The following is an 18856-nucleotide window of genomic DNA, read 5'->3' on the forward strand; positions in this document are numbered from 1 at the left end:
CTACGGATAAAGTTTTACCTCTTGCCATATTTAAATATAGGAAGAGTTAATAAAATATTGATTAACAATACATTTTTTTATACAAATAAAAGAGGGTGCCTCATTTATTTATGAGACACCCTCTTTTCTTTAAGAAAAGCCGCCTGCCTACTGCCGGTCTGATTTTTGGTTAATTTTCAGTAAATTCAAATAATAACACCCAAAAATATCCACAATGATCAACTTACATGATGTAAAAGCAGGTGATACTGTAATAGTGGAGTACGAAGGCGAAAAGCATGAAGGCCTGGTATTGGAAGTGAACCGGGAAGACAAGCAGGTTTGTGTACAAACAGGCGAGCAGGAATTCTGGTATGAACTGGCCGATGTCTACGCAATTCCACTGAACGAGGAACAGTTACTCAAACTGAAGTTTACTAAAGAAGACATTTCCCCGAACCCTGACAATCGCAGGATCTACGTTCGTGGGCCATTTTCCGTGATGTTTCATGATCTGGACGGCCGCGAGGCTACCCGCCTGGATTACAGGGATGAGCACCGTGAAATAAAGGGTGTATTGACTGTAAACCAGTTACAGAACCACTATCACGAAATGACGAATTTCCATCTTGATTAAGAAAATGAGGGCTGATCAACAGCAATGTCGATCAGCCCTTTTACCTGGATAATCAGTGGGTATACCGCTATAAAAGGAAACGAAGCCTTACATAAGCATATAAGGCAGTTATAGAAAGGTAACCCGTTCTTGTTTTTAATGTGGTAATTACAAATACCTTAGGGGGTTTCTTCTGGCATTGAGAATGTAGTTCTTCATGTTGACCCAAAAAGCCATAATCAGGTAAACAATGATTGGGGATCCCATCGTCAGGAAAGACACATAGATAAAAAACAAGCGGATGCGGGAAGTCGCTACTCCCAGCCTGTTGCCTATCGCGGTGCACACACCGAAGGCTTGCCATTCCACAAAATCTTTAAATCTATTCATATATCAAATTTATCACAAACTCATATGAAAAACAAGTGCCAAATTTTCGGGAAATGGCCGTTTGCAGTGTGTTAGCAGTGATTTAACAGCAAAATAAAGGGATTGGATAGGCAAAGGCCCGGATATAGCGGTCTAATCGGGTACTTATCTTTTATAAACTGTCTTAAAATGGTTAATTTTGCGGTGCATTTTTAATTGGTCTAAATATTTTTTCCATGGTGTTTGATATCGAAATGATTAAAAAAGTGTATGCGGCACTCCCGGGTAAGGTGGAAGCTACCCGTAAGCTGTTAGGACGCCCGCTCACATTGTCAGAAAAGATTTTGTATGCCCATTTATATGCCCCGACTACGTCTGCATATGAAAGAGGTAAATCTTATGTTGAGTTTGCACCGGATCGCGTAGCGATGCAGGATGCTACAGCACAGATGGCGCTGTTACAGTTTATGACCTGCGGCCGTGCAAAGGTGGCAGTCCCTTCAACTGTACACTGTGATCACCTCATTCAGGCTAAAACAGGCGCTGAATCTGATCTGGCGACTGCTAACAACACCAACAAGGAAGTTTACGAATTCCTCTCCTCTATCTCGAATAAATATGGTATCGGATTCTGGAAACCTGGTGCTGGTATTATCCACCAGGTAGTACTGGAAAACTATGCTTTCCCGGGTGGCCTGATGATCGGTACTGACTCCCATACACCCAATGCCGGTGGTCTGGGTATGCTCGCTATCGGTGTAGGTGGTGCCGATGCTGTCGATGTGATGGCCGGCCTCGCATGGGAGCTGAAAATGCCTAAACTGATCGGTGTAAAACTCACCGGCAAACTGAGCGGATGGGCTTCTCCAAAAGATATTATCCTGAAAGTAGCTGGCGTGCTCACCGTTAAAGGTGGTACCGGCTGCATCGTTGAATACTTTGGCGAAGGTGCCGACAGCCTCAGCGCTACCGGTAAAGGAACTATCTGTAACATGGGTGCTGAGATCGGTGCTACCTGCTCCGTATTCGCTTACGACAGCAAAATAGCCGCCTACCTGCAGGCAACTGAGCGTAGCGAAATCGCTGCACTGGCAGACGGTATTAAAGATCACCTGCGCCCGGATGCAGAAGTGTACGCTGATCCGTCTAAATACTATGACCAGGTGATCGAAATCAACCTGGATGAACTGGAACCACACGTAAATGGTCCGTTCACTCCAGACCTGGCATGGCCTATTTCTAAATTCGGTCAGGCCGTGAAAGAAAACAACTGGCCAGAGAAACTGGAAGTTGCCCTGATCGGTTCCTGCACCAACTCTTCTTACGAAGATATTTCCCGTGCAGCCTCCCTGGCTAAACAAGCCATCGACAAAAACCTGGACGTTAAGTCTGAATATACCATCACTCCCGGTTCTGAACTGGTGCGCTTCACCATCGAAAGAGATGGCCTGCTCAACACCTTTGAGCAGATCGGTGGCGTAGTACTGGCAAATGCATGTGGGCCTTGTATCGGTCAATGGGCTCGTCATATCGATGATCCTAACCGTAAAAACTCTATCATCACTTCCTTCAACCGTAACTTCGCGAAGAGAAATGATGGCCTGGCCGGCACACACGCTTTCGTAGCTTCGCCTGAGATCGTAACCGCACTGGCCATTGCAGGTGACCTGACCTTCAACCCACTGACAGACACCCTGAAAAACAGGGACGGACAGGAAGTGAAGCTCGATGAACCAACCGGTTATGAACTGCCTGCAAAAGGATTCGCTGTAGATGATCCGGGCTATCAGGCACCTGCTGCCGATGGTAGCGGCGTGCAGGTAGTCGTGTCGCCTACCAGCGATCGCCTGCAACTGCTGGCGCCTTTCGCAGCATGGGAAGGTACTGACCTGAAAGGATTGAAACTGCTGATCAAGGCAAAGGGCAAGTGTACCACTGACCATATCTCTATGGCTGGTCCATGGCTGAAATTCCGTGGTCACCTTGACAACATTTCTAACAATATGCTGATTGGCGCGATCAACGCATTCAACGATAAATCTGATACCGTTAAGAACCAGCTGACCGGCGAATACGGTGCCGTTCCTGCTACTCAGCGCGCTTACAAAGCGGCTGGTATCGGTTCTATCGTTGTCGGTGACGAGAACTATGGTGAAGGCTCCAGCCGCGAACACGCAGCAATGGAACCACGTCACCTGGGCGTTCGTGCAATCCTTGTGAAATCTTTCGCCCGTATCCACGAGACTAACCTGAAAAAACAAGGGATGCTCGGCCTTACCTTCGCTAACAAAGAAGATTACGATAAGATCCAGGAAGACGATACCTTCGACATCCTGGGCCTGACTACCTTCACTCCAGGTAAACCACTGACCGTGGTGGCCCACCACAAAGATGGTAGCAGCGACGAAATCACAGTCAACCATACCTACAATGAACAACAGATTGAGTGGTTCAAAGCAGGTGGTGCACTGAACGTAATTCGTGCTGAGTTTGCGAAAGCATAATCAAAGGACTGTCATTAGTAACGATAAAAGACTGGCTTAGCAATAAGTCAGTCTTTTTTTTGTCTACATTTAGGCCATGAAATCCCATCCACTATTTTATGTCTGGGAAAGCCTGGTAAGCAACTATACCAACGATTCGTCGCTGGTGAAGGAAGGCTTTAATTCCATACTAACCCATTACAGTGAATCACATAGGTATTACCATAATCTGGATCATATTCAGACATTGCTCGTATTCATTGAAGAATATAATCATCTCGTACACGACCTGGAAGCCCTGCAACTGGCCGTATTTTTCCACGATATCATCTACGATGTTCAGAGAGGAGATAATGAGGAGAGAAGTGCACTGGTAGCCACCCAATTCCTGGAGCAAACAAGTTATCCTGCAGAAAAAACAGCCCTGGTATCGGAATATATCAGAGCCACAAAATCGCATCAGAACCCCCATGGCGACGCTGACCTGGACTGTTTCCTGGACTTTGACCTCTTCATACTGAGCGGCCCCGAACGTATGTACCAGGCATATGCAAAAAACATACGAAAGGAATACAGCATCTACCCTGATGCCGTATATGTGCCCGGCAGGAAAAAGGTATTGCAATACTTCCTGGATCAACCGTCGATCTACAAAACTGAAGGCTTTAGAGAGCGATTTGATGCGGTGGCCAGGGAAAACATCCAAAGGGAATTAGAAAAGCTCACGCTTTAGCCCGAAACGCCTTACTACACTGAACCTGAAATTGCCTGCACCAATGGCCTGGAAAGTATGTTCAACAGGTGACTGACTACGTGTAACGAGGTTCACATAATGAATGCCTGCAAAGTACTTACTGGAGTTGTAGCCAATCGAGGCACGAACTGTATTGTTCAGCTGGATGCCGAACCTGCGGAGGTCATTTTCATTATCCCTGAACAAACGGGTGTAATTTCCACCCAGGCTGCCGGACAATGATAAGGTGAGAAATAAATGCTGTTTGTAAACAAATGTATAGGCATAACCAGCGTTCGCAGCTGCGCTGAAAATACTGGTAGCGGAGTAGGTAATGCCGTTCATAAAATCCCGCTGGGTGATATTGTGAGGGATCAGCGAAGAATCCCCTTTCATGTGCGCTGTAAACAGTTCTCCTCCTAACAGGAACGAACCCGCACTCTTCTTTTGGTATTCATTCTGCAAATAAGCCGCCCTATAAGAGAATTTCCTGTCGTTGAAGACATACTGTACACTCATCCCGATATTCAAATTACGGATATCAGGACGCACAGGCAGCGGGCCTTTTTCGTCAAAGCCATTCAGCAATCCGCGGGAGTTAGCAATGTAATACCCTTTGTAACGCTGCCCGTAGAAATCCACCACCAGCTTGCGCAGGTAATAGTGTGCCTGCAGGTCCAGTGCCCTCGTCTTCCCATACCTGTCCGTACTATTGATGAATGGCAGGTTGAAAGCAACGTTCACACCTATAAATTTATAGTTGAAACCAAAGCCTACGTTGAATGGCGTATTCGGACGGTACATTACTTCCGTCTTACGCTTACGATCAATGATATCGTAATAGTTATATTTCCTGGACCCGAAAAAACGTGTAGTCAGGTCCCTCGTATGATCCTCTATGTAAGCAGTGTCATTTTCTGTATGAAACCAATCTCCTATCTTATCAATGAAAGATGAACGTTGACCCCTTGCAAAATGAAACATACACAAACAAATGGATAATAATATGTATCCTTTGCGCATAAGTGACAGTTGTAGTACCTCTACGATTTGCAAAAAATGTGCGAGTGCCGGCTTCCTTATTATTTAGGCAGCTCTATGACTTCCAGGTTACTGATATTCCCTTCGTTGACATCGAATCTCAATAAAGTTTTCACCTTATGCCAGCCCTGCTGGCCACATGCCCCCGGGTTCATGTGTAACAGCTTCAATGCCGGGTCCGGCATTACTTTCAATATATGCGAATGCCCACAGATGAACAATTTGGGGGTGTTTTGCAACAATAAGTCTTTCACTCCCGGCGCATATTTACCTGGATAGCCGCCAATGTGCGTCATAAAAACCTTCACCCCCTCCACTTCGAAACATAGATGTTCGGGATAGCGCAGCCGGATGTCTTTGCCATCAATATTTCCGTATACAGCTCTGAAAGGCCTGAAGGCGGCCAGTTCATCCGCAAGGGATGTAGTGCCGATATCCCCACCATGCCAGATCTCATCTACTTTATCAAAGTACCTGAACACCTGTGGATGGAGATAACTGTGCGTGTCTGACATTAATCCGATCTTCTTCATTATTTTCCCTTAGCTGGTCCAAAAATAAAATAAGAATTCGGGATTGACTGACCGCTAGAATAAATCCTTTCCCTTTTGTATTTTACATAGTAATATATATTTCATTTTTATGCAGACTGATATAACCGGCAGGCTATTGATCTCCTGTCCAGACCGCCCTGGTATTGTGGCCGGTGTGTCCCAGTTCCTGTACGCCTGCGGCGCTAATATTCTTGATGCCAGCCAGCACAGTACAGATCCCAAAGAAGGACTCTTTTTTATGCGCATGTCTTTCCAGCTGGATAATCCCTCCTTTACGAAAGAACAACTGGAAAAAGATTTCCAGGAAAAAGTAGCTGCTCCCCGCCAGATGGAATGGCGCATCGACTACCCCGATCGTCGTAAACAAATGGTGATCATGGTATCCCGCTATGACCATTGCCTGATAGAACTGTTATGGCGCTGGCGCAGTGGGGAACTACCAGTAGATATCCCACTCGTCATTTCTAATCACCTTGAACTAAAACAATTCGTAGAAGACTTTGGTATTCCTTTCCATTACCTGCCGGTAGATGCAGGCAATAAGCCACTGCAGGAACAGGAAGCAATTAAACTGATCAGAAGAGCCAATACAGACTTCATCGTGCTTGCACGTTATATGCAGATCCTCTCTCCCGAATTCGTGAGCGTTTTCCCCGGCCGGATCATCAACATCCACCATAGCTTCCTGCCGGCATTTGCTGGCGCCAATCCTTACAGGAATGCCTATAACAGGGGCGTAAAACTAATAGGTGCCACCGCCCACTATGTAACCAATGACCTGGACGAAGGGCCCATCATTGACCAGGATGTAGCAAGAGTGAGCCATAAACATGAAGTGACCGACCTGATATTGCTGGGAAGAGATATTGAAAGGCAGGTGTTAACAAGAGCCGTGATTGCACATATCGATGACAGGGTCATTATTCACGGTAATAAAACAATTGTATTCTGATAAAACATTGCTGAAAGTGCACGTTCTCCAAGGGGAATGACAACTATTCTCTGACGCAAGGATTGTATCAAGAAGAAATGATACCGGGGCTATCATATAAAAGCAGAAACCTTATCAGTAACCGGAAGACCTGGGGAATTGCGTTTACGACATCGCGCTCCAACAGGAGTTTAAATAAAAAGGGGACATCCCGCAATTTTGAGATGTCCCCTTTTTACTACAATTGTTTTTTAATTGCTTTTGCCAGCGCCTTTGCAGCATCTGCATAAGTCTCCTGTATCCTTAATCCGGTGTCAAAGTCAAACCCGCCAAATACACGGCCCTGTGCCTTATCGACCGTGAACTTCGCAATCACCTTACTCTTATCAGCGGTTTCCACGATCCATGCTTCACCATCCATAGATGCATTCTTTCTCCATACACCGACATTGTACCCTGGCTCAATAAATTTAGTTTTAAAGATCAGTGTGTACTTCGCAGCAGGAAATTTGCCGGCAGTAATACCACCACTGTTGTCTGTAAACAACTGGTTGAATTTAGGTTCGAACCTTTCGGACCTGTCGTTCTTCCACGACTTCGCCCAGTTATCGCCCCTACCGGCTTCCTTCTTGTTATACTCTTCTGTCTTTTTGCGGATGTAATCATCCTCGTTACTGAAATCGCCTACCTTTATATTGGTGTAGGTAAATTCAGTATTCAGCTCTGTAATACCTTTCAGTGGGGATACGCTACCTTCTTCGAGCTTAATACGTTGTGCACGCACAAACAGCGGTGCTACAGCTATGGCAACAGCCATGAATACAGTGTAGAACTTCATGATAATAAATCTTTTGGGATACGCGCCAAAGATAATATTATTTTCTACTCAACAAATGAGTCACTGCTTCAAAAATTAATGCAGCACCTAGCCTGGCTGTACGATTATCTATGTCGAAAGCAGGGTTCAATTCTGCTATATCCATTCCCGCTAGTTTTCCGCTTTGCAGGATGGTCCTGAAGCACTCTAAAAATAAGCCATCCGGACGAATACCATTGAATGCGCCTGCACTTACACCTGGCGCATATGCCGCCGCAAATACATCCAGGTCTATCGTGAGATACAATTTGTCTGCTTCTTTTATAAAGGCTGACAGTGCTGCCTGTACTACGGTACGATCCTGGAAGTGAAAAGCGTCAGCGTCCAGGTATGTCACATCAAGTTCACCTGCTATTCTGAATAACTGTTGTGTATTGCTCAACTGCTGTATACCCAAAGCAAGGTACTGAAATGGCGTATGTGCCTGTGAAAGCTGCCAGAAGCCTGTTCCGGAGCTCACACCTTCTGTACGTAAGTCAAAATGTGCATCAAAATTTATCAATCCCAGTTGCTCACCGGGCAACGACTGATACAGTCCTTGTGCATGACCATAAGTAATTTCATGTCCGCCGCCTAATAACACAGGTATATGACCTGCACGCCTGATCAACTGCACAGCACCACTCAGGGCCTGTTGTGCAGCCTCCAGGTCCTCGTCGGGACAGATAATATTGCCTGCATCCATCAACAGGCCATCAAAGTGAACAGGGAAACTGCCCATTGCCTGCCTGAGAGCTGCGGGACCAGCTGCTGCCCCCACACGTCCTTTGTTTCTACGTACGCCCTCGTCTACAGCAAAGCCTAATAACACGACACCATGGCCTTCAGGTAATGGCAATGACAGGTCTACGCACTGCACCCGCTGATGCCATCGGCTCACTTCTTCGTCTGTACCATCTGTTCTGCCCGTCCATGCAACGGGCTGCTGATAATGTGCTTTCATATTTTTTCACCTCCTTTCCATACCTGCGAAGGTTTCATTTTTCCCTGGTAATATAAAATGTCCCTGTAATCATTTGTCGGATACACCTGCATGTCAGCTGCAAAACCTGCGGCCAGCTGCCCCACATCTGTGAGCTGTAAAGCTTTGGCTGCCCGGAAAGTCAGCCCCGCCAATACTTCTGCAGCAGATAACTTTTCCGCTGCACTCATCACTGCTGCCTGCAGTAGCAAATCGCCCATGGGGGCAGAACCCGGGTTCCAGTCACTCGCAATCGCCACACATGCGCCGGCGTCCAGTAGTTGTCGTGCAGGCGCATAATGCATTCCTAACCCTAACGATGCTCCGGGCAATACCACCGAAACAATATCAGCTGCTGCTAAACGCGCAATATCTGTTGCATTACTGGCTTCCAGGTGATCGGCAGAGCAAGCACCTGCTGCTACCGCCACTGCTGACCCACCACTGCTAAACTGATCGGCATGCACGGTCAGTGCAAACCCCATCTCCGTTGCCCGCTGTAAATAAGGTAAGGCTTGTGCCGGCTGGAAAGCAGTTTCTTCAATGAAGATGTCTACCCTTTTACAATGAATAGCAGGCAATAATTGCTCCACTACTTCCTGCAGATAGTCTGTGCCTGTATAATCTTTCGGCATCATATGCGCCGCGAGGCAGGTAGGGATCAGTGTTGCTTTGGTGTACTCACCTGCATGCCTGATGGCCTGCAGCATCTTCATTTCTTCTTTCACAGACAAACCATATCCACTCTTTACTTCAATCGTAGTCACCCCCTCCTGCAAATGCCTGTTCGCTCTTTCAGCCGTATTCTTTCTTAACGTTTCTTCACTGGCTGCACGTGTCTTCATCACGGAATCCCAGATGCCACCACCTGCACGTGCAATTTCGAGATATGTCTTTCCTGCTATACGCATGGCATAATCACGGCTTCGATTACCATCAAAACAAATATGCGTATGACAATCAATAAAGCCCGGCAGTAACACCGCCGGGCCATATATTAAAACAGGTAGTGCATGTGGATACTGATCACGTAGTGCATTGTAATCACCTGCTGCAACAATCCTTCCTTCGTGGGTGACCACACCTCCATCTTCAATGACAGTGAGCTGTGCATCCTGCAATGCTCCTTTCAAAGGCAACCCGGTAAGGGGTATGATCTGTGAAAATGGTCCTATAAGTTTCATCTGTACAAATCAAATTGAGTGGCTACTTCCTGTGCTTTTTCGTAACCTGCATCTGCATGTCTGAAGATGCCTAATGCAGGATCATTGAATAATACCCGTTGCAAACAAGCTGCGGCCCTGTCTGTACCGTCTGCCAGTACGACCATACCTGCATGCTGTGAATAGCCCATGCCTACACCACCTCCATGATGGAAGGATACCCAGGTAGCCCCGCCACCTGTATTAGCCATCAGGTTTAGTAAGGTCCAGTCAGATACCGCATCCGACCCGTCTTTCATTGCTTCTGTTTCCCTGTTGGGAGAAGCAACAGAACCGCAATCCAGGTGGTCTCTTCCAATTACGATAGGTGCCTTTACCTTGCCGCTGCGCACCAGTTCATTAAAGATCAGGCCCGCTTTTTCACGCTCTCCTAATCCCAGCCAGCAGATCCTGGCAGGCAGTCCCTGGAAGGCAACTTTTTCCTGTGCTTTCTTCAGCCAGTTGATCAATGGCTTGTTATCCGGAAATGCTTCCATCAATGCCTGATCAGTAGTATAAATATCCTGTGGATCACCTGACAATGCCACCCATCTGAAAGGTCCTTTTCCTTCGCAGAATAAAGGCCTGATATACGCAGGGGTGAATCCCGGAAAATCAAATGCATTCGGCTCTCCGCCTTCTTTTGCAAATTCACGCAGGTTATTGCCATAGTCAAAAGTGACAGCACCTTTGCGTTGCAATTCCAGCATGAATCCTACATGTCTTGCCATGCTTTTCAAAGCAAGCTGCTTGTAAGCAGCAGGATCTTTTTTACGCAGTTCAGCTGCTGCTGCCAGTGTTAAGCCATTCGGTACATAGCCGTTGATCGGATCATGTGCTGAAGTCTGATCTGTGAGTATATCCGGAATAATATTATCCTGCAATAATCTTTCCAGCATATCGCCTGCATCGCTCACCAGTCCGATCGATAGGGCCTGCCCTTTATCCATTGCTTCCTTTGCCCAGGCAATGGCCTCTTCGTAAGAATGCGTGATACGATCAATATATTTAGTAGCAATACGTTTTCTGATCCTGCTCTCATCCACATCTGCACCTAAGAACACAGCGCCGGCCATGGTAGCAGCCAGCGGTTGTGCACCACCCATACCACCAATCCCTGCAGTGACGAGCAATTTTCCTTTCAGGTCTCCACCAAAGTGCTGGCGGCCGCACTCCACAAAGGTTTCATAAGTACCCTGCAGGATACCTTGTGTACCAATGTAGATCCAGCTACCAGCTGTCATCTGTCCATACATCATGAGCCCTTTGGCCCGCAGTTCGTTAAAATGCTCCCAGGTAGCCCATTTAGGTACCAGGTTGCTGTTGGCCAGCATCACCCGGGGTGCCTGCGGATGTGTACGTACAATGCCTACCGGTTTACCTGATTGTACTAACAGGGAATGTTCTTCATCCAGTATGAGCAGGGTTTCAATAATCTTTTGCAAAGCTTCCCGGTTACGTGCTGCCTGTCCGATACCACCGTACACCACCAGTTCATCGGGGTTTTCAGCGACTTCACTATCCAGGTTATTCAGGAGCATGCGCAAAGGTGCTTCCGTTTGCCAGGAGCGGGCGTGCAGCTCAGGTCCGCGGGGAGCCCTGTAATGGGGATGTGCTGCGTATTGCTTAATAAAATCCAAACTGGTCATGATAAATACCGTTAAGTGATAAATTATTTGCCAGGGCGGTTTCATCGGCTACCCTGGCGATGGATTGCTGGCGTATGAGTGTATGTAGCTGTTGTATATCGTAAGCGAAGATGCGGTCTTTGGCAGCGAACGGAACCGTCTCTCTTACAAAGGCATGAACGGCTTCCAATACCGGGCCTGATGTAAGCGGACGTCTGAAATTAACTGCCTGTGCGGCATACAACAATTCTATCGCGAGTATATATTCGAGGTTATCTATTACCTGGTGTAGTTTGCGGCCACTGATCGAGCCCATGGATACGTGGTCTTCCTGCCCTAGAGAGGTCGGCACACTGTCCGCACTGGCAGGGAAGCACAACGTTTTATTTTCAGTCACCAGCGCGGCTGTTGTGTACTGAGGTATCATAAAACCAGAATTCAACCCGGCATCTTCGATCAGTAATTTAGGTAATCCATATCTGCCTTCAATCATCATATAACAACGGCGATCAGAGATATTACCCAGTTCGGCTGCAGCCACGGTGGCATAATCCAGCGGCAATGCCAGTGGCTGTCCATGAAAGTTTCCCCCGCTGATGGTATCGTCTGCACTAAAGATGATCGGATTGTCTGTTACAGCATTCAGCTCGATCGTTACCAGGTCCAGCAAATGTAACCAGGCAGTACGGGAGGCACCATGTACCTGCGGCATACAGCGCAGGGAATACGGATCCTGTACCCTGCCGCAATCCACATGTGCGGCCATGATACCGGAGCCATCCAGCATGGTTTTAAGGCGGTGTGCGACCAGCTGATTGCCCGGGAAAGGCCGGATAGCATGGATCCTGGGATCAAAAGGACGGGCCGTACCCATCAATCCTTCTAATGATAACGCCCCCACAATGTCTGCAGTTTCCAGAGCATTGTGCAGCCGTTGCAACGCCGTTACGGCAAATGAAAGGATAAACTGTGTGCCATTGATAAGGGCCAATCCTTCTTTAGGGCCCAGTGCTACAGGTGTGCGCCCCTCGGCCTGCAACATGGCAGCTGCCGGCTGGCGCTGGTCTTTATAATAGACTTCTCCCAACCCGATCAGTGGCAGGAAGAGGTGTGACAATGGCGCCAGGTCGCCGGATGCACCTACAGAACCTTTCTCAGGTACAACGGGGGTAATGTGTTCATCGATCATCCAGATAATGCGTTCCAGGGTAGCCAGGGCCACACCGGAGTATCCCTGTGCCAGTGCATGCACTTTAGTAATGAGCATCACCCTTGCCACCGTGGCAGGAATCGGATGCCCTACGCCCACACTGTGACTCTGGAGTATATTATATTGTAAGGTGCGGGTATCTTCTTCATTGATCCGGGTATCGCAAAGGGGGCCAAAACCGGTATTGATACCATATACTGTACTATGCTGCGAGACGATGGTTTGTACATGCCTGTAACTGGCTACGATACGATCAGCCACTTCCGGCACCAGTATTCCCTTTAGCTGCCCGTTGGCGATAGCAAGGGCCCTGCCGGGAGTGAGCTGATCGACTCCGTATTTGAATTGGTGTATCATTATAAATAGTTATTTCATTGCTTTTAAGATCCTGGCGGACAAAGCTTCGGTTTCCACACCGTTTTCTACAGCAGTCACTGCTTCCAGCAACTGCTTACTCATTTTATTTTCATCTGCCAGTTCGGTCATAGCCTGGGTAATGGCGGTCCATATTGGCTGAATCTGTTGCAGCATGTCCATCCCTTTTTTAGAGAGCATGACCAGCTGCCGGCGCCCGTCATCCGGGCAGGGAGCAGTCTTCACAAGGCCCTTTTTCTTAAGCCCCGTCACCAGCTGGCTGATAGCGGAGTGGCTCACTTCCAGCTGGGCGGCAATATCAATCAATGGCATGGGCTGTTCTTTGCCCAATATGTAAAACACCGGGAACCAGCTGGCTTCAAAAGGAATTCCTGCCTGTTCATATACCTTATTCACCTCACTCAGGAAGTATTCACTCAATCGCCGTAAACGGCTGCCAAACACCAGGAAGCCCAGGGAAGAATAGAAGCTCATGTAAATTATATAAGTACTTATATATTTAGGTACAATAATAAGGAATTATTCAATTCCTTTTATTGAGACTAACCGTCTATTATGTTAATTATTTTTTCCTCACATCGAACCAAACAGGTGCTGAATCGGATGGATCCCCATTGTAGTTGATCTGCAATTCCTCTCCTTTCTTAATCTCTCTACGGGTGATGATACTCATGGTTTCTTCTTCGAAATCCATTTCGTATATGCAATTGGGGTCGTAAGAGTGATTGTAGATGGAGCATAAACCCAGTGCTATACAGGAACGGGTTTCACGCACTCCCCATAAAAAAATGTAATTATGCAACTTAGTCTTATCTACGATTTCGGTATCATCATAAGATAAAACGAGTACAGGCGAGGTTTCTATTCTGGTACCTGCAGGTATTCTCTCTTTGGTAAACACCCCACGACCCTTGCCTTTTGTCTTCTCGACGTATAAATATGGTTTAATCATATAGCTGTAAAAACTTCGTAAAGTAAAGGTAAAGGAAGAAGTTATCAAAATCAGGCATAAAAATTTTAGGTTTGCGGAAATCTAACGTTCAAAGATGATCGATTACAATCCCAAGGCCTGGTTTACATTTATCTTCAGGATTCACAAGGCCGATACTGTACGCAAGTTGTTCCCCATGTTCATTGCCATTGGTTGTTATGCAGCTGTGGTTGCCCTGCTGGAGCTAAAAGTCTTTCATTTGTCTGACTTAGCTGAATTGAAAAATGTCGTTTTTGTGCATAGTGTACTGGGGTTTGTGATCTCTTTGTTGCTGGTATTCCGTACCAACACTGCTTATGACCGCTGGTGGGAAGGCCGCCGGCTGTGGGGCAGCCTGGTAAACAACAGCCGTAACCTGGCTATTAAGCTCAATGCCATGATCCCTGCCAGCAATACTGCCTCCCGGGAATTTTTCCGGGCCATGATCCCCAATTATGCTTTTGCCCTGAAAAACCACCTCCGTACCAAATATATCCCGGAGGAACTGGATATGAGCCAGGGCACCCCTATCGACGATAAAAAGCATGTGCCTAACCAGATAGCCGGCCAGATCATTGCCCATGTCAATGACCTGTACCGCAGGCAGCAGATCTCAGGTGAGCAACTCATTATTCTCAACGACGAACTGCAGGCCTTTACCGATGTCTGTGGTGCCTGTGAGCGCATCAGGAACACCCCCATCCCCTTCTCCTACAGTGTATTTATCAAAAAGTTCATCTTCTTCTATGTAATGACTTTACCTTTTGGATACGTATTTACTGTAGGTTTTCTGATCGTGCCTATTGTTGTTTTCGTTTTCTATGTACTGGCCAGCCTTGAGCTGATTGCCGAGGAAATCGAAGACCCATTTGGTTTTGATGCCAACGACCTGCCAACGGACACTATTTCTGCAAACATTCGTAAGCATGTGGCAGAGATATTGTGATGTTCCCACGTCAACTTTCTTTAATTTCGCCACCTGACAGCCTTTTGGACTATGGAAAATGAAGCTTTACTGGAAAAATTCGAGCAGCTTATCAAAGAGCAGGGCTACCAGGAACTGAGAGTGTACCTGGATGACCAGCTGATTACAGATATAGCAGAACTCATTCATGAAATGCCGGAGCAGGCGGGCATTATTATTAATAATCTGTCCATAGCCCGGGCATCAGCAGCTTTCAGGATATTGGAATTCCATGTCCAGGAAGATGTGATCAGGGAATTGCCTGCTGCCAAAGTCGCTGAGCTGCTGAACGAGCTCCCGGCCGATGACCGTACTTCCTTTCTGGGAGAACTGCATAGTGATGTTTTAAAAGAACTGATTAAGCTGCTGGATCCCGAAGAACGCAAGATCACCCTGAGCCTGCTGGGCTACAATGAGACCAGCGTAGGCCGTATCATGACACCTGACTACATCGCTGTCAGGGAGGAATGGTCCGTGAAACAGGTGCTGGATTACATCCGTGAATATGGTAAGGATAGTGAAACGATCGACGTAATATATGTAGTGGATGAAAAAGGCAAGCTGATCGACGACTTCCGGATCAGGGAATTCCTGCTGGTAGCCACCGATACCATGGTGCATACCCTCATGGATGACCGCTTTGTAGCCCTGCATGTGAACGATGAACAGGAAGAAGCCATCCAGATCTTTAGGATGGAAAACCGCGTCGCCCTTCCGGTTGTAGACGACGAAGGTATCCTGCTCGGTATCGTTACCATCGACGATATGTTGTGGATTGCCAATGAAGAACATACCGAAGATATCCAGAAGATTGGTGGTACCGAAGCCCTGGATGAACCCTACCTGGATATTCCATTGCTAAAACTGGTAAAGAAACGCATTGGCTGGCTGGTGATTCTCTTTATAGGCGAAATGCTGACTGCTACTGCCATGGCCTTTTTCGAAGGCGAAATAGCCAAAGCAGTGGTACTGGCATTATTTGTTCCGCTGATCATTTCAAGTGGAGGAAACAGTGGCTCCCAGGCCTCTACCCTCATCATCCAGGCCATGGCGCTGGGCGAAATCACGCTGACTGACTGGTGGAGAGTGATGCGCCGCGAAATCACCTCAGGGCTCATGCTGGGCAGTGTACTCGGCATCATCGGTTTTATCAGGATCGTATTCTGGAATTCCCTCTTCCATAGCTATGGAGAGCATTCTATACTGGTAGGTCTGACCGTTGGTATTTCACTGGTAGGTGTAGTACTATGGGGAACCCTGTCCGGCTCCATGCTGCCCCTGATCCTGAAAAGGCTGGGGGCTGACCCCGCTACCTCTTCCGCACCTTTTGTGGCCACACTGGTAGACGTAACAGGATTGCTGATCTATTTCTCTGTGGCTTTCGCCCTGATGAAAGGAACATTGCTCTAATAGCGGATCCGCTTACACCTGGCAGTATCCCTGCTTTTACGAACAATGAATAAACTACTATAATCCGCCTCTTTTATAGAATCCACTGGTGCCTTTGCTTTTAATGAACGAATCACAGGCACCAGTGTTTTTTGTTGCCCGACTATCAGCAACCGCTTCCCCCAATCCTCTCTGCGTGTAATTTCATATAGCAATCCTTCCCCCGAAGAATCCGGCTTGTAGGTCACCGTATCTATGTGTAAATATGCCCTGAGCGATTCTGCCGTCTCCCTGGAGGCCGCATAAGGGGTAAGATATATACGTTGTACACCGGAGTCTTTCAATAACCGGTACAAGGCGCCTGCCTTCATATAGCCGCTGTCCGTGAGCATAGCCGAATCACACTCCTGCGCATGTCTTACCAGATAAAAAACACCGGTCAGGAACGTACTGTCTTCTGATAGCGGCAGAGGCTGCCGTTCAGATAACGGCTGCTGGCATGCCATACAGCATAGCAGTAATATTACAACATATCTCATAGGATAACTTATTCAATTTCCGCGACAAATTACGCTTTTTCTGAGCATTTGCCACCAGTTATCCACACTGTGATGATCTTAACTATATCATGATCATTAGATTATATTTAAACATTCTTACCGTTTATTTGTATGATTTTCACATTTTTTAGGCATATTGCACCCCATCTCCATGTAAAAACTGAAAAACAATATGTGCGGAATAGTCGCTTATATAGGCCAACGAGAAGCCTACCCCATCGTACTCAAAGGATTGAAAAGACTGGAATATCGCGGTTACGACAGTGCCGGTGTTGCCCTGATGAATGATGGTCTGAAGGTTTACAAGAAAAAAGGTAAAGTATCAGAACTGGAAGATTACCTGACCGGCAGGAACACCAGCAGTCACATTGCTATCGGTCATACCCGCTGGGCAACCCACGGCGAACCATGTGACAGGAATTCACACCCCCATAGCTCCGGTAATGGTAAACTGGCTATGATCCATAACGGTATCATTGAAAACTACGCCCAGCTGAAACAGGAACTCCTGAACAAAGGGCATGTGTTCACCAGCGATACCGATACAGAAGTACTGATTCACTTTATCGAGGAAATTCAGCAAAGCAATCAGTGCGGCCTTGAAGAAGCCCTGCGTATTGCCCTGAAAAGAGTAGTGGGTGCCTACGTGATCGTGATACTGGACCAGGATAACCCCGACACCCTGATCGCTGCCCGCAAAGGAAGCCCGCTGGTGATAGGCGTAGGCAAAGGCGAACACTTCCTCGCTTCAGATGCTTCTCCTATCGTAGAATATACAAAAGAAGTAGTATATGTAAACGATTACGAAATCGCCATCATCAAAGCGGATGAACTGATCCTGAAGAACATCTCCAATGAAAGGCAAACCCCGTATATACAGAAACTGGATATTGAGCTGGCTGCTATTGAAAAAGGAGGCTTTGATCACTTCATGCTCAAAGAGGTTTTTGAACAACCACAAACCATCCTCGACAGCTTACGCGGACGCCTGGATGCTAAAAAAGGAACGCTCACCATTGGTGGTATCCGTGATCACCTGTCACAGCTGGCAGGTGCAAAACGCATCATCATCGTAGCCTGTGGTACATCCTGGCATGCCGGCCTGGTAGCTGAATATATGATCGAAGAGCTATGCCGCATCCCTGTAGAAGTAGAATATGCTTCTGAATTCCGCTACCGCAACCCGGTAGTAGGTGAAGGCGATGTGATCATAGCCGTATCACAATCCGGCGAAACAGCCGATACACTGGTAGCTATTGAAGCTGCTAAAAAGAAAGGCGCTACGATCTTAGGTGTATGTAACGTAGTCGGTTCTTCCATTGCCCGTATTTCAGATGCAGGTGCTTATACACATGCAGGTCCTGAAATAGGTGTAGCAAGTACCAAAGCCTTCACCGCTCAACTGGCCGTATTGTGCCTGATTGGTCTGAAAGTAGCACAGGAAAAAGGCACCATCACGGAACAGCGCTTCCAGCACCTGCTCGATGAACTGGACCACATTCCTGAGAAAGTGGCTGCTGCCCTGCAACTGAATGACCAGATCAGGGAAATTGCTGCCAAATACAAAGATGCCCGCGACTTCCTCTACCTGGGCCGTGGTTACAACTTCCCGGTAGCACTGGAAGGTGCGCTCAAACTGAAAGAGATCTCTTATATACACGCAGAAGGATACCCTGCTGCTGAAATGAAACATGGCCCTATTGCCCTGGTAGATGAACACCTGCCCGTGGTATTTGTGGCTACCCGCGACAGCTATTATGAAAAAGTAGTATCCAACATCCAGGAGATCAAAGCCCGCAAAGGCAAGGTAATTGCTATAGTAACTGAAGGTGATCTCACCATTCCGGCTATGGCAGACGATGTGATCTCCATTCCGGAGGCAGACGAGCTGGTAGCTCCTATTGTTTCTGTAATTCCTTTACAGCTGCTGGCTTACCACGTAGGTGTACTGAAAGGATATGATGTGGATAAGCCAAGAAACCTGGCGAAGTCTGTGACTGTTGAATAATCTCAA

18 protein-coding genes are annotated in these 18856 nt (G+C 47.2%); 7 read left to right on the top strand and 11 right to left on the bottom strand.

The annotated features are described in order from the left end of the window. The first annotated feature begins 214 nt into the window (after nt 1–214). A complete protein-coding gene (locus ABDW33_RS20370) occupies nt 215–616 on the top strand; it encodes a hypothetical protein (RefSeq protein WP_343691941.1) in 402 nt (133 codons plus the stop codon). A 147-nt stretch (nt 617–763) separates the two neighbouring features. Here ABDW33_RS20370 and ABDW33_RS20375 read toward each other — a convergent pair whose 3' ends face one another. After that, a complete protein-coding gene (locus tag ABDW33_RS20375) occupies nt 764–985 on the bottom strand; it encodes a PspC domain-containing protein (protein ID WP_083720643.1) in 222 nt (73 codons plus the stop codon). A gap of 215 nt (nt 986–1200) precedes the next feature. On the opposite strand from ABDW33_RS20375, the gene ABDW33_RS20380 reads away from it, so the two are divergent. Both ABDW33_RS20380 and ABDW33_RS20385 read left to right on the top strand, forming a co-directional pair. Next, nucleotides 1201–3468 (top strand): aconitate hydratase, encoded by a 2268-nt coding sequence (locus ABDW33_RS20380; protein ID WP_343691942.1) that lies wholly within the window; start codon nt 1201–1203, stop codon nt 3466–3468. A 76-nt stretch (nt 3469–3544) separates the two neighbouring features. Next, nucleotides 3545–4180, top strand: a complete 636-nt coding sequence (locus ABDW33_RS20385; protein ID WP_343691943.1) for a hypothetical protein — start codon at nt 3545–3547, stop codon at nt 4178–4180. On the opposite strand, the gene ABDW33_RS20390 is transcribed toward ABDW33_RS20385, so the two are convergent. Further along, a complete protein-coding gene (locus ABDW33_RS20390; RefSeq protein WP_343691944.1) occupies nt 4160–5164 on the bottom strand; it encodes a DUF4421 domain-containing protein in 1005 nt (334 codons plus the stop codon). The genes ABDW33_RS20385 and ABDW33_RS20390 overlap by 21 nt on opposite strands. 98 nt (nt 5165–5262) lie before the next feature. Beyond that, entirely contained in the window at nt 5263–5754 is a 492-nt protein-coding gene (locus ABDW33_RS20395) for a metallophosphoesterase family protein (protein ID WP_343691945.1), read from the bottom strand. 109 nt (nt 5755–5863) lie between these two features. Here ABDW33_RS20395 and purU point away from each other — a divergent pair, with 109 nt between their 5' ends. Further along, complete coding sequence (gene purU, locus ABDW33_RS20400) at nt 5864–6727, top strand: formyltetrahydrofolate deformylase (protein WP_343691946.1); 864 nt, start codon at nt 5864–5866, stop codon at nt 6725–6727. A 217-nt stretch (nt 6728–6944) separates the two neighbouring features. Here purU and ABDW33_RS20405 read toward each other — a convergent pair whose 3' ends face one another. The 7 genes from ABDW33_RS20405 to ABDW33_RS20435 all read right to left on the bottom strand — a co-directional run bounded on the left by ABDW33_RS20405 (nt 6945) and on the right by ABDW33_RS20435 (nt 13911). Then, complete coding sequence (locus ABDW33_RS20405) at nt 6945–7544, bottom strand: hypothetical protein (protein ID WP_343691947.1); 600 nt, start codon at nt 7542–7544, stop codon at nt 6945–6947. Between the two features lie 37 nt (nt 7545–7581). After that, a complete protein-coding gene (gene hutG, locus ABDW33_RS20410; protein ID WP_343691948.1) occupies nt 7582–8526 on the bottom strand; it encodes a formimidoylglutamase in 945 nt (314 codons plus the stop codon). Next, on the bottom strand, nt 8523–9728 hold the full coding sequence (hutI, locus tag ABDW33_RS20415; RefSeq protein WP_343691949.1) for an imidazolonepropionase: 1206 nt from the start codon (nt 9726–9728) through the stop codon (nt 8523–8525). Before hutI ends, hutG begins: the two co-directional genes overlap by 4 nt. Further along, complete coding sequence (gene hutU, locus ABDW33_RS20420) at nt 9725–11395, bottom strand: urocanate hydratase (RefSeq protein ID WP_343691950.1); 1671 nt, start codon at nt 11393–11395, stop codon at nt 9725–9727. The genes hutI and hutU overlap by 4 nt, the downstream gene beginning before the upstream one ends. Then, the gene (gene hutH / locus ABDW33_RS20425; RefSeq protein WP_343691951.1) at nt 11373–12941 is read right to left on the bottom strand and encodes a histidine ammonia-lyase; all 1569 of its coding nucleotides are present in this window, start codon (nt 12939–12941) and stop codon (nt 11373–11375) included. The genes hutU and hutH overlap by 23 nt, the downstream gene beginning before the upstream one ends. A 9-nt stretch (nt 12942–12950) precedes the next feature. Beyond that, nucleotides 12951–13433, bottom strand: coding sequence for a MarR family transcriptional regulator (locus tag ABDW33_RS20430; RefSeq protein ID WP_343691952.1), 483 nt, complete (start codon nt 13431–13433; stop codon nt 12951–12953). A gap of 88 nt (nt 13434–13521) precedes the next feature. Beyond that, nucleotides 13522–13911, bottom strand: a complete 390-nt coding sequence (locus ABDW33_RS20435) for an SET domain-containing protein (protein ID WP_343691953.1) — start codon at nt 13909–13911, stop codon at nt 13522–13524. Between the two features lie 94 nt (nt 13912–14005). Between ABDW33_RS20435 and ABDW33_RS20440 the strand changes: the two genes are divergently transcribed. Then, nucleotides 14006–14875 carry a bestrophin family ion channel gene (locus ABDW33_RS20440; protein ID WP_343691954.1) on the top strand — a complete coding sequence of 290 codons (870 nt, stop codon included), beginning with the start codon at nt 14006–14008 and terminating at the stop codon, nt 14873–14875. Between the two features lie 51 nt (nt 14876–14926). Further along, entirely contained in the window at nt 14927–16303 is a 1377-nt protein-coding gene (gene mgtE / locus ABDW33_RS20445) for a magnesium transporter (RefSeq protein WP_343691955.1), read from the top strand. Here the strand turns inward: mgtE and ABDW33_RS20450 are convergent. Then, on the bottom strand, nt 16300–16821 hold the full coding sequence (locus ABDW33_RS20450; protein WP_343691956.1) for a histidine phosphatase family protein: 522 nt from the start codon (nt 16819–16821) through the stop codon (nt 16300–16302). The genes mgtE and ABDW33_RS20450 overlap by 4 nt on opposite strands. A 193-nt stretch (nt 16822–17014) precedes the next feature. Here ABDW33_RS20450 and glmS point away from each other — a divergent pair, with 193 nt between their 5' ends. Beyond that, a complete protein-coding gene (glmS, locus tag ABDW33_RS20455; protein ID WP_343691957.1) occupies nt 17015–18850 on the top strand; it encodes a glutamine--fructose-6-phosphate transaminase (isomerizing) in 1836 nt (611 codons plus the stop codon). The last annotated feature ends 6 nt before the right edge of the window (nt 18851–18856 follow it).

Source organism: Chitinophaga sp. (assembly GCF_039596155.1).
GTDB lineage: Bacteria > Bacteroidota > Bacteroidia > Chitinophagales > Chitinophagaceae > Chitinophaga.

Coding starts and splice junctions, on each gene's coding strand:
- ABDW33_RS20370 (WP_343691941.1), top strand. CDS start 215: ATGATCAACTTACATGATGTAAAAGCAGGTGATACTGTAATAGTGGAG.
- ABDW33_RS20375 (WP_083720643.1), bottom strand. CDS start 985: ATGAATAGATTTAAAGATTTTGTGGAATGGCAAGCCTTCGGTGTGTGC.
- ABDW33_RS20380 (WP_343691942.1), top strand. CDS start 1,201: ATGGTGTTTGATATCGAAATGATTAAAAAAGTGTATGCGGCACTCCCG.
- ABDW33_RS20385 (WP_343691943.1), top strand. CDS start 3,545: ATGAAATCCCATCCACTATTTTATGTCTGGGAAAGCCTGGTAAGCAAC.
- ABDW33_RS20390 (WP_343691944.1), bottom strand. CDS start 5,164: ATGTTTCATTTTGCAAGGGGTCAACGTTCATCTTTCATTGATAAGATA.
- ABDW33_RS20395 (WP_343691945.1), bottom strand. CDS start 5,754: ATGAAGAAGATCGGATTAATGTCAGACACGCACAGTTATCTCCATCCA.
- purU (WP_343691946.1), top strand. CDS start 5,864: ATGCAGACTGATATAACCGGCAGGCTATTGATCTCCTGTCCAGACCGC.
- ABDW33_RS20405 (WP_343691947.1), bottom strand. CDS start 7,544: ATGAAGTTCTACACTGTATTCATGGCTGTTGCCATAGCTGTAGCACCG.
- hutG (WP_343691948.1), bottom strand. CDS start 8,526: ATGAAAGCACATTATCAGCAGCCCGTTGCATGGACGGGCAGAACAGAT.
- hutI (WP_343691949.1), bottom strand. CDS start 9,728: ATGAAACTTATAGGACCATTTTCACAGATCATACCCCTTACCGGGTTG.
- hutU (WP_343691950.1), bottom strand. CDS start 11,395: ATGACCAGTTTGGATTTTATTAAGCAATACGCAGCACATCCCCATTAC.
- hutH (WP_343691951.1), bottom strand. CDS start 12,941: ATGATACACCAATTCAAATACGGAGTCGATCAGCTCACTCCCGGCAGG.
- ABDW33_RS20430 (WP_343691952.1), bottom strand. CDS start 13,433: ATGAGCTTCTATTCTTCCCTGGGCTTCCTGGTGTTTGGCAGCCGTTTA.
- ABDW33_RS20435 (WP_343691953.1), bottom strand. CDS start 13,911: ATGATTAAACCATATTTATACGTCGAGAAGACAAAAGGCAAGGGTCGT.
- ABDW33_RS20440 (WP_343691954.1), top strand. CDS start 14,006: ATGATCGATTACAATCCCAAGGCCTGGTTTACATTTATCTTCAGGATT.
- mgtE (WP_343691955.1), top strand. CDS start 14,927: ATGGAAAATGAAGCTTTACTGGAAAAATTCGAGCAGCTTATCAAAGAG.
- ABDW33_RS20450 (WP_343691956.1), bottom strand. CDS start 16,821: ATGAGATATGTTGTAATATTACTGCTATGCTGTATGGCATGCCAGCAG.
- glmS (WP_343691957.1), top strand. CDS start 17,015: ATGTGCGGAATAGTCGCTTATATAGGCCAACGAGAAGCCTACCCCATC.